Genomic DNA, 10085 nt, shown 5'->3' on the forward strand with positions numbered 1-10085 from the left:
TGATGCTCAAGATGAGCTACTACTTCACCGACCCGAGCTGGCTCGACGGCGGAGCGGGGCAGTCGTTCATCAATTTCACACTGTACGACACCGGCGACGCCCCGACCGGGTCGTCCTCGCAGGACTTCCCGATCCAGAACGGCTACAACAAAGATTACCCGCTCGCACAGCCGACTGGTTCCGGGTTCGGTCCCAAAAACACCGAGGACTACGCATTCAACGTCGGCGAGGAGTACTATATGGTGGTCACGGTCGACACGACCGGCCCCGACGCGTCACCGGACGACGACCTCTCCGGAATCGCGGAGTTCTTCGCTGGCCAAGAAACGAACGGGTACGGGTACGACCGAACTGATCCGCCGATATAGAAATCCACCTCCACACCCGCGCCCTCTCCGACGCCGAAGTAACAGAATTGTTTAATATCGGCCAGGAGTGAGGCAGAAGCAGAACGGTTGCAACCGGCACAGACCCGGCCACCCACATCAAGCGATCCCTTCAGCGTCTTCAACCACACCATAACCAAACCCCTACTACAACAAACTCACAGAAGAGCCACCGATGCTGCCGCACCGCCGCACCGTGATCCTCGCCGTCGCCCTCGTAGCGGCGGCATCGCTCGCCTTCACCACGGGCGCGGCGGTCATCAGCGACGACGCCGACACCGTCGCGGAGGACCGCCTTGCGGTCCAGCCCGCCGAGGGGCCGAACGGGAAGTACGCCTACTTGAACGGCGACGACGAGATCGTGGTCGACCTCTCGCCGACCAACCCGAACCTCTCGGCGGAGTTCAAGGGCGTCAACCCCGACACGCTCGCGTCGGCCGACGGCGTCTTTACCGTCACCTACACCGCCGACGAGTTCGCGCGGGTCTGGATCGAACACGAGGGCGAGAACGTCACCTTCGTCACCGACAGCGACGCCATCGAGGGCAGGACCACTGACTCCCTCGAGGGCGAGGCCAACAACGTCACGCTCGCGCCGAACGAGACGGTCGCGGTCGGCCTGCGGATCGACGCCCGCGACGAGGTTGCGGGCACGCAGCTCGGCGCCGAGGAGTTCTCGATCCGCGCGGAGGTCGCCGATCCCGACGACGCGTCGGGGGCGTCGACCACCGACGACGAGGACGAACTGTCGACGAGCGTGATCTCGCCGGCCACGGACGAACGGCAGTTCGCTGCGACCGACACCCAACCCGGCGGGAGCGTCACGTTCGACGCCGACGGGATGCAGATGGACGGCGAGAGCATCACCCTAGAGCAGCTCGAACTGACCGGCACGCCGGGCGGGGACCTCCAACTGGACGCCGCCGGCAGCCCCGACGCGTTCGACGAGGCGAGCACGCTCGACGCTCCGACGGAGCCGCGGCCGCTGGCGTACCTCTCCCTGCAGCACAACATCGACTCAGAGGAGTCCGACGGGATGACGCTGCGGTTCAGCACCGATCCCGCGTACCTCGACCGCGCGGGCGTCGATCGCGGGAACGTGGCGCTCTACCGCCAGACCGACGCCGGCGACTGGGAGCGGTTGCCGACCCAGCCCCTCGACGACGCGGCCGCCCGCGAGCGCGGCCTCCCCGACGACCGCGTCCACTTCCGCGCACGCACTGACGACCTCTCCACCTTCGCCGTGGGCGAGGAGGTCCCGCGGCTGGACGTCACCGATACGGCGACCGACGCGACGACCCTCGCGCCCGGCGAGTCGCTTACCGTGCGCACGACCGTCACGAACGCCGGCGGCGCGGCCGGCGAGCGAACGGTCACGCTCACCGCCAACGGCGAGCCGATCGCGACCGAGCGGGTGACGCTCGACGCGGGCGCCTCGACGACGGTCGAACTCACCGGACGGGTGGAGGCGAGCGGCGAGGCCGTTCTCGCCGTCGACGGCGCCCGGGTGGAGACGCTGCGCGTGGAACAGCCCGACAACGGAACCGAACCGGCGGTTGAACGCTCCGAGGGCGCGGCGACGCCCGCGGACACCGGGTCCGACGGTCCGGTTCCGGAGCCGAGCGGCACCGACCTCGGCGACCTCGGCGGGTTGGCGTTGCTCGTCGGAATCGCCCTCGCAACCGTCTCACTCGTCCGACGGATGCCCCGATGACCACGGACCACCGGCTCGCCGCCCGACGCGAGTCGGCGTGGAGGCCCTCGGACGCGCCCGGAGCCGGCGCGACGCGCGGCACCCCGCGCGACCGGCGGGTGATGCCGTGACACGAAGCCTGTCCGACGACGCCGGCGCGGCGACCGACGACCGTTCCGGGGGCGTCGACGACGGCGGAGCCGGCGACGACCGCCCTATGCAGGCTGACACGGCGACCGACACCGGCGGCTTCCGGCACGACCTGCTCGTGGGCGCCCGCGTCGTCGATGTGGCCGTTCTCTGTGCGGTCCCGGCCGTCCTGGTCGCCGTCTTCACACTCCCGGCGGAGGTCCGCCGGTCGTTCGCGTTCGCCTACACCGACCCGACGCTGCCAACGGCGTTCACCGCGCACTACGTCCACCTCCGGGCCACGCACCTCGCGGGGAACCTGGTCGGCTACGGGCTGCTCGCGGGCGTGGGTTACGCGCTCGCCGTTCTGGGTGATCGACGGCGGTTCTTCCTGACCGCGCTGGCGACGTTTCTGCTCGCGTTCCCGTTCGTCCTCTCGGCGCTGAACCTGGCGGTGCCGCGGAACGCCATCGGGTTCGGCTTCTCGGGCATCAACATGGCGCTCCTGGGACTCCTCCCGCTTCTGCTGTGGGGCTACGCCCGCGAGCGGTTCGCCTCCGACGCGTCCGTCCGACCGCTCCCCGCCGCCTTCTTCCTGCTCGTCGGGTGGATCGCGCTCCTGGCGCTGCCGGTGTCCACGACCGGTGTCGGGATCGCGGGGCTCGCGACGGCCGCCGCCGGGCTCGCCGTCGGGGTCGTCTACGCGCTGAGTGCTGGTGTGGAGCTTCGGCTGCCGACCCGCGACCTGCTCCGAACGGTGACGTCGCGGCCGGGCTACGGCGACCTGTTCGTGGCCGGGGGCGTCCTGCTCGTCGGCTATCCGATCGTCGGGTTCCCCGCCGACCCCACCGGCACCGGGCGCGTCGTGAACCTGTACGTCCACCTGCTCGGGTTCTGTCTCGCGTTCATCGGCGCGTTCGTCCTGCTCGCGGGCGACGTGGTCGACGAATGAGGTCCCGTCCGACGCTGCTCCGTGTGCGACTCACAGACACGCCGGGACGGTCGCGTGTAGCGACGCGACTGCCGGCCGGAACACCGCTCCCGGACGGGAGTGGAAGGGGCACAAAAACGCGGGAGGCTCCCGGGACCTCCCCCGCAGCATTCCCGCCGACCGCACTCCCACCCAGACAGTACCGCCGGCGTCCGAACCACGAATTTATAATGATTCGATGACAGCATCGGAGCGAAGCCGTCGGATCGGTCCTGCACGCGCAGCCGACCGCCCCCAACGACGGCACAAGACACGCCATGTCCCCCAAACGATTCCTCTCGGTCGCGCTCCAGGCCACCGTTGTGGTTGTGATCCTCTCGTTGGTGGTCGGGCAGTTCCTCGGCCAGCCGGTCCTCCTGAGTTTCGTCGAGACCGGGAGTATGCAGCCGACGCTCGACCCCGGCGACGGGTTCATCGCAATCCCCACCGCGATCGCGGGCGACATCGGCACCGGCGACGTCGTGACGTTCGAGGCCCAGGAGATCCAGGGTGGCGGGCTGACGACCCATCGCGTCGTCGAGGAGACCGAACGGGGGTACGTCACCCAGGGAGACAACAACCCCTTCACCGACCAGGACGGCGGCGAACCGGTCGTCCAGGAGGCCGAGATCGTCGCGAAGGCGCTCACCCTCGGCGGGGGTGTCGTCGTCATCCCACACCTCGGGACGGTCGCGATGGGGTTTCAGACCGCGTTCGAGTCGGTCCAGACCCAGCTCGCGGTCACGTTCGGCGTCCGGTCGCTCCAGGGGACCCAGGGGCTCGCGTACGTCCTCTTCGGGCTCTCGGCGGTCGCGTACGCGCTCGATTGGTACACGGATCGGGGGGGTCGCGACCGGCCCGAGCGCGACCGCTCGCGCGACGACGGCACGTCGGTGTTCGCGATCGTATTGATCCTGGCGCTCGTGTTGATGGCGACTGCGACCGCCGCGATGGTCGTTCCCGGGGGGACCCAGGAGTACGGGGTCGTGAGCGCCGAGTTCGAGTCGGAGAACCCCACCGTCATCGAGCGCGGCACGAGCCAGGAGATCGAGTACGTCGTCCCCAACGCCGGCCTCGTCCCGGTGTACACCTACGTCGCTCCCGCGAGCCCGGGCGTCGACGTCGATCCCCAACGGGTCTACGTGGGGAGCCGCGGCGAGAGGACCACCACGGTGACGCTGTCGGCGCCCGACGAGACCGGCTACTACCGGCTGTTCGTCACCGAACACCGCTACCTCGCGGTCCTGCCTCCCGGCGTGATCGACGAGCTCTACGGCGTCCACCCGTGGGCGCCGCTGCTCGCGATCAACGGGCTGCTGGGCGGCGGCATCGTCGCCCTCGGGGTCGCGCTCTTCCGCGGCGAACCCGCGCGGATCCGCTCCCGCGGCTCGCGCGCGAACACACCGTCGTACCGCCGTCTGCTCCGCGAACTATACAAGTAACTGAATGAGCTCCTCGACACAACCCAGCGAAACCCGGCTTCGGCTTCGGGCGCTACTGCACGCACAGTTCACCCTGATCGTCGTCGTCTGCGTTCTCGCTACCGCGGCCGGCGCCGGGTTGGTGTACACGACCCACGTCGAACCCGGCACCACGACGGAGACGCGGACTGTCTCCCCGCTCACCGTCGAGACGGAGTACGTCCACAGCGCGGAGGTGACCGAGCCGAACTCCGTGTTCGCGACCGGGACGGTTCTCGACGGCCGGAGCACGTACTTCACGCGGATCGCGCCGGAACTCGACGTCGACATCGAGACCCGGTACACCGCGACCGCCGCGAGCGACGTCACCGTCGACATCGCCTCCGAACTCGTCATCCGGAACGTCGGCGAGGACGGCGAGGTGGTCTACTGGCGGAACCGGGAACCGCTGGCGGACAGGCGGTTCTCGGACGTCGGCTCCGGGGACACGGTCGCCGCGTCGGCCGTCCTCAACGCCTCGGCGATCGACGCGACCGCGGCGTCGATCGAGGAGGAACTCGGCGCGTCGCCCGGAACGACCGAGGTCCTCGTCGTCTCTGCGGTCGCGGTGAACGGGACGTTCGACGGCGAGTCGACGACGTACACGCGGACGATCGAGATGACCGTCGAACCCGGTGACGGCACCTACGCGGTGTCGGAGCCGGGACTCCAGTCGGGGGGGCCCGAGCGGACCGAACGCAGCACCGTCCAGCGGAGCTACGGCCCGCTCCGATCGATCAGCGGCCCGGCCGTTCTCTCCCTGGGAATCGTCGGAATCGGCGTGCTGCTGTACGTCCGTATCTGGGTCCAACCGCTCACGCCCGAGGAGGAGGCGTACCTTTCGTACCGCGACGACCGCTCGGAGTTCGCCGAGTGGATCACCCGGATCCGCCTGCCCGACCCGGTGTTCGAGCGCCCCCAGGCGGCGGCGTCGAGTCTCAAGGACCTCGTCGATTTCGCGATCGATAACGACACCGGCGTCGTCGAGGACCCCGAGACGGGCGTGTTCCACGCCGTCACCGGTGACCTGCTGTACACGTACCGACCGCCCGACCCGACGAGCGCTCCGGCGGGCGAGGACGGTGGTGACCCGGGTGCCGACGAGGCCGGCGGCGCGAACGAGGCCGGCGGCGCGAACGAGGCCGGCTCCCCCCCGGACGCAAACCAGTCCAACGATTCCGGGCCGGCAGCGGACGACGACGACCCGGAGTAACTCAACACCAGTACCGGCCCGAAGTCGCCGTCAGCGGCGTCCGTTATGGCCCTGGCGGGTACCAGTGACGTGATGATCAGGGGAGTCACGCCCCCGGCGGGAATGCTCCCACGAACTCGGTATCAGCCGCATCGGTCATAGTCCGGGACCAAGCCTCGCCGTCTCTGAAGAGTGGGGCGGACATCCGCGACCCCGAGAGGGGCTGACGCTGAACACAGCCGGTGCGGAGGCGCGGTCAGCACACCCGTGATATCATTCCTGAAAACGCCACACAAGCGTTTTCAAGACACTCACAACAGGTATGGTATGACTCCCACTACCCAGCAACGGTTTCGGGTGTTGCACGTTGACGACGACCCGGACTTCGCAGATCTAACCCGAACGTACCTCGAACGCGAGGACGACCGGTTCACCGTCAAAACGGTGACCAGCGCCGACGAGGGATTACAGCGCATCAGCGACCGCCCGCCCGACTGCGTCGTCTCGGATTACAATATGCCCGGTATGGACGGAATCGAGTTCCTACAGGCCGTTCGGGAGGAGTTTTCCGACCTCCCGTTCATTCTCTTCACCGGCAAAGGCTCCGAGGAGATCGCCAGCGAGGCGATCTCCAAAGGTGTGACCGACTACCTACAGAAAGACACCGGGACCGACCACTATGCCGTCCTCGCCAACCGAATCCGGAACGCCGCCGAGCGGCGGGCGGCCGAACGGGAACGGAACCGTCACCTCGAAGCGATCGAAACCGCACAGGAGGGGATCAGCATCCTCGACGAGGACGGCCACTACATCTACGTCAACCAGCGATTCGCAGACATCCACGGCTACGATGCCGAGGAGATGATCGGCAAACAGTACACGGTCGCGTATCCGGACGAGGACATCCCGGAAGTCCAATCGGAGATCCTCCCGGAAGTCGAACGGACGGGCTACTGGCGCGGCGAAACCACCAGCCTCCGCTCAGATGGGGGTATAGTACCCGTCGACCACACGCTTGCGATGACCGATCGTGGCGAACTCGTCTGTACCGTGCGGGACATCTCCAGTCGACGGGAACGCGAGCAGGAACTGCAACGCACCGAGCGCCAGTACCAGGCCATTCTGGAGGATCCGAACATCCTCGCCGCCGTGACCGACACCGATGGGAAACTCGTTGAAGCCAACCAGACTGCGCTGGACTACATCGACGCCGACCGAAAAAGTATCATCGGAGAGCCGTTCTGGAACACGCCGTGGTGGACCGACGAAACCCGACCGGACGTCCGTGCGAAAGTGACGCAGGCCGCTTCCGGCGAGTACGTCGAGTACGAAGCGGACCTCGAACGACCCGACGGCACACCCTACAGCGTCGAAGGCGTCATCCGGCCAGTAACGGACGAGACGGACAACGTGGTGTCGCTCGTCATATCCGCCCGTGACGTAACCCGCCGCAAGGAAGGGAAACAGGCGCTCCAGGAGGTGAATCAGCGGTTCGAACTGCTGGCGGAGGCCGTGCCCAACGGCCTATTCCTCGTTGCGGCCGACTACTCCGAACTCCACTACTGCAACTCCGCGGCAGAGGCGCTCTACGGCGTCGACTTCGAGGAACTCCGGGACGATCCACGGCTGTGGCGGCGTCACGTTCATCCCGACGACGTCAGCCGGTTGGAGAACGACATCGAACTCCAACGAACCGGCTGTATTGACGGTACACAGCGGCAAAAATTCCGGATTCAGCATCCGGACGAGGGAACGCGGTGGCTGGAAGTCGAGATCTATCCGGTTGAGGAGGACGGTGAAACGAACCGTCTCGCCGGCGTCGCCACAGACATCACTGACCGCAGGGAGCGCAAGCAGAAACTCGAAATGGTCGAGACGCTCTTCAGACACGCCCGGGAGTGCCAGTTCATCGTCGACGTTGCGGACGGCGACTTCGAGTTACGCTACGCAAACGACCACTACGAACGGGTTGCCGGAGCCTCGCCCGGCGAAACAGTCACCGGCCGGACCCTGACCGAACTGTTCGGAGAAACCGCCGGACGGGCGGTTCTCGACCGCTACAGGGAGTGTGTCGAAACGGGCGAACCAGTCACCTATACGGCTGAACTCCCCGTCCCGGAGGAGGGAACAGTCTACCGGACAGTTCTCGTACCGGTCGTCACCGATGGCGAGGTGACACACGTTGTCGGGACGGCCCAAGACATCACCGAGCAGAAACACCGCGAGGAGCAACTGCAACGTCAGAACGACCGGTTGGAGGAGTTCGCCAGCGTCGTCAGCCACGACCTGCGGAATCCACTGCGGGTAGCCAACGGACGGTTAGAACTCGCCCGTGAGGAGTGTGAGAGCCAGTCCCTCGACGAGGTCGACCGAGCCTTGGATCGAATGGACGCCCTGGTTGGAGACCTCCTGACCCTGGCCCACGAGGGCGAGGCGGTCACCGACCTCGAACCAGTCAACCTCGCAGCGGTAGCCGAAGGATGCTGGGCGAACGTCGACACGAGAGACGCTATGCTCGTCACGGACGTCGATCAAACAATCTACGCCGACGAGAGCCGCTTGAAGCAGGTGTTCGAGAACCTCGTCCGTAACGCGGTCGAACACGGCGGGGAGGAGGTGATCGTGACTGTCGGTGACCTCGACGACGGCTTCTACGTCGAAGACGACGGCCCGGGGATCCCTGGAGACGGCCGTGACGACGTGTTCGACGCGGGATACACCACGACCGACGAAGGAACTGGCTTCGGGTTGAGCATCGTCGAGCAAGTCGTCGACGCCCACGACTGGGGGATCTGCGTGACTGCGGGATCGGAGGGCGGCGCACGGTTCGAAATTACTGGCATCAGCGAGGCATAGCCTCCGTGCCTACCACACCCCGCCCGGTGCGTCTCGTCGTTCTTCGGCTGACGGCCCGACCTATCGAAGCGTGTCGTTCGTCGATCGGTGACGCGATCGAGCAGCTGCGGCGTTGACTCCCTCCTTCGCGACCTCGGATTTCGGTTCCGGAGGGGTTGAGACAGGCGGCCCTCCCACTGACCTCGCTGTCGCGGACTCATACTGTCGGCTATCGTCACGTGACGGATTTCGATACCCCGGGGTATCGAAAATCTTCACGTACACTAGCAAGAACCCAGAGCTATTTCACTGAATCACCCCCGTGGATCACTGGCAAACCACCAACCAAACACCCCCAGTTCAAGAAGCCAGCCAGAAACTAGCAAACCACCATACAACAGCCGGATTGCCAACGAAACACCCCCTCAAACAACCCCAGGATAGAGCAGAAACAACCGTAACTAAACCCCAAGCTCCATCTCCAACATTCAAAACCAATCTGGTAAGGTCCATACTACTCCCGCGATCTAATCTTCTCTATCGATTCCTGAGTGTATGCATCATCCCGGTGTTCTACACCAAGTACAACGACTCTGTCTCCATCCAAATCAAAGAACACCCGGTGATCTAACTCGCTGGTTTTCAGCTTCAGCCGGTAGATCTCCAAACCTTGCTTCGATAGGAGAGATGTATTTTCACCAAGCGGATCACCTACTAACCGCTTAATCCCGTCTCTGATCTGTTCTTGAATTTGTTTATCAAACTGTTTCAGGTCCTGAACAGCCCCTTCTCTGACCTCAAGATTCACTCCGACAACCCTAACTCTTCATCTAACTCTTCCAAGGTGTAGCCATCCTTTTCTCCTTCCTCGTACTCTTTGACTCGTCTCCGAAGCTTCTCCGCAACCTCAGGCCGCAAGACAAGGTCTTCCTCAACCTTGTCACGCAATGCCTCACGGACATACTCCGAAACACTGTTGTAGTTCTTCCTCTCAGCAACAGCCTCAATCTCACTTTTCTGATCATCCGGCAACTTGATGGTCAACGAAGCCACAAAAACTCACCATAGTAGTACTACAGTAAGAAAAATGTTTAAATTTACACTAAGTTCTCTATTCTTTCTAAGTTGTGTCTCCAGGTTATTGAAGCAGTCTTCTGATAGACCCGGTTATTAGTTGTTGGTCGATTTGAAGCAGTTGAGCCGCATCTTCAAACACTGAACCATCGACCGCGTCATTGAGCCGGTCCAGGTCAGATCCAGATACGTACTCTAGCACACCGGATTTCATTTCTCCGTAGTCTTTGACGTACCAGAGCAACGCGTGGAGATCAGCGACGTCTTTCACCCGTTTGTGGCTCTTATCCCGGTCTGGCAGTGATCGAATCTTCATCGCAGCCAGCAGTTCCGGCGGAACAATCTT

General features: G+C 64.8%; 8 protein-coding genes and 1 pseudogene. 6 read left to right on the top strand and 3 right to left on the bottom strand.

What is annotated here, in order from left to right; all coding sequences use genetic code 11:
• The 6 genes from Q0925_RS00930 to Q0925_RS00955 form a co-directional block, all read left to right on the top strand.
• The coding region (locus tag Q0925_RS00930) for a hypothetical protein (RefSeq protein WP_299330874.1) at positions 1 to 368 on the top strand (368 nt) is incomplete at its 5' end.
• Positions 369 to 561: 193 nt separating this feature from the next.
• Positions 562 to 2100 carry a DUF1102 domain-containing protein gene (locus tag Q0925_RS00935; protein ID WP_299330876.1) on the top strand — a complete coding sequence of 513 codons (1539 nt, stop codon included), beginning with the start codon at positions 562 to 564 and terminating at the stop codon, positions 2098 to 2100.
• A 196-nt stretch (positions 2101 to 2296) separates the two neighbouring features.
• Entirely contained in the window at positions 2297 to 3160 is an 864-nt protein-coding gene (locus tag Q0925_RS00940; protein WP_299330893.1) for a hypothetical protein, read from the top strand.
• Between the two features lie 296 nt (positions 3161 to 3456).
• On the top strand, positions 3457 to 4620 hold the full coding sequence (locus Q0925_RS00945; RefSeq protein ID WP_299330879.1) for a signal peptidase I: 1164 nt from the start codon (positions 3457 to 3459) through the stop codon (positions 4618 to 4620).
• Between the two features lie 4 nt (positions 4621 to 4624).
• A complete protein-coding gene (locus Q0925_RS00950; protein ID WP_299330882.1) occupies positions 4625 to 5851 on the top strand; it encodes a DUF5305 domain-containing protein in 1227 nt (408 codons plus the stop codon).
• A gap of 306 nt (positions 5852 to 6157) precedes the next feature.
• Entirely contained in the window at positions 6158 to 8686 is a 2529-nt protein-coding gene (locus tag Q0925_RS00955) for a PAS domain S-box protein (RefSeq protein WP_299330884.1), read from the top strand.
• Between the two features lie 493 nt (positions 8687 to 9179).
• Here the strand turns inward: Q0925_RS00955 and Q0925_RS00960 are convergent, their stop codons facing one another.
• The 3 genes and pseudogenes from Q0925_RS00960 to Q0925_RS00970 form a co-directional block, all read right to left on the bottom strand.
• Positions 9180 to 9473, bottom strand: coding sequence for a type II toxin-antitoxin system RelE family toxin (locus Q0925_RS00960; RefSeq protein ID WP_299330886.1), 294 nt, complete (start codon positions 9471 to 9473; stop codon positions 9180 to 9182).
• Positions 9470 to 9718 (bottom strand): ribbon-helix-helix domain-containing protein, encoded by a 249-nt coding sequence (locus Q0925_RS00965; RefSeq protein ID WP_299330888.1) that lies wholly within the window; start codon positions 9716 to 9718, stop codon positions 9470 to 9472. Before Q0925_RS00965 ends, Q0925_RS00960 begins: the two co-directional genes overlap by 4 nt.
• Before the next feature lie 85 nt (positions 9719 to 9803).
• A pseudogene (locus Q0925_RS00970) lies at positions 9804 to 10085 on the bottom strand (hypothetical protein); the annotation flags it as partial.

Source organism: Haloplanus sp. (genome assembly GCF_028275055.1).
Taxonomy (GTDB): domain Archaea; phylum Halobacteriota; class Halobacteria; order Halobacteriales; family Haloferacaceae; genus Haloplanus.

Excerpts from the sequence above, each read along its gene's own strand:
- Q0925_RS00950 (WP_299330882.1), top strand. The coding sequence starts at position 4,625 with ATGAGCTCCTCGACACAACCCAGCGAAACCCGGCTTCGGCTTCGGGCG.
- Q0925_RS00955 (WP_299330884.1), top strand. The coding sequence starts at position 6,158 with ATGACTCCCACTACCCAGCAACGGTTTCGGGTGTTGCACGTTGACGAC.
- Q0925_RS00940 (WP_299330893.1), top strand. The coding sequence starts at position 2,297 with ATGCAGGCTGACACGGCGACCGACACCGGCGGCTTCCGGCACGACCTG.
- Q0925_RS00945 (WP_299330879.1), top strand. The coding sequence starts at position 3,457 with ATGTCCCCCAAACGATTCCTCTCGGTCGCGCTCCAGGCCACCGTTGTG.
- Q0925_RS00935 (WP_299330876.1), top strand. The coding sequence starts at position 562 with ATGCTGCCGCACCGCCGCACCGTGATCCTCGCCGTCGCCCTCGTAGCG.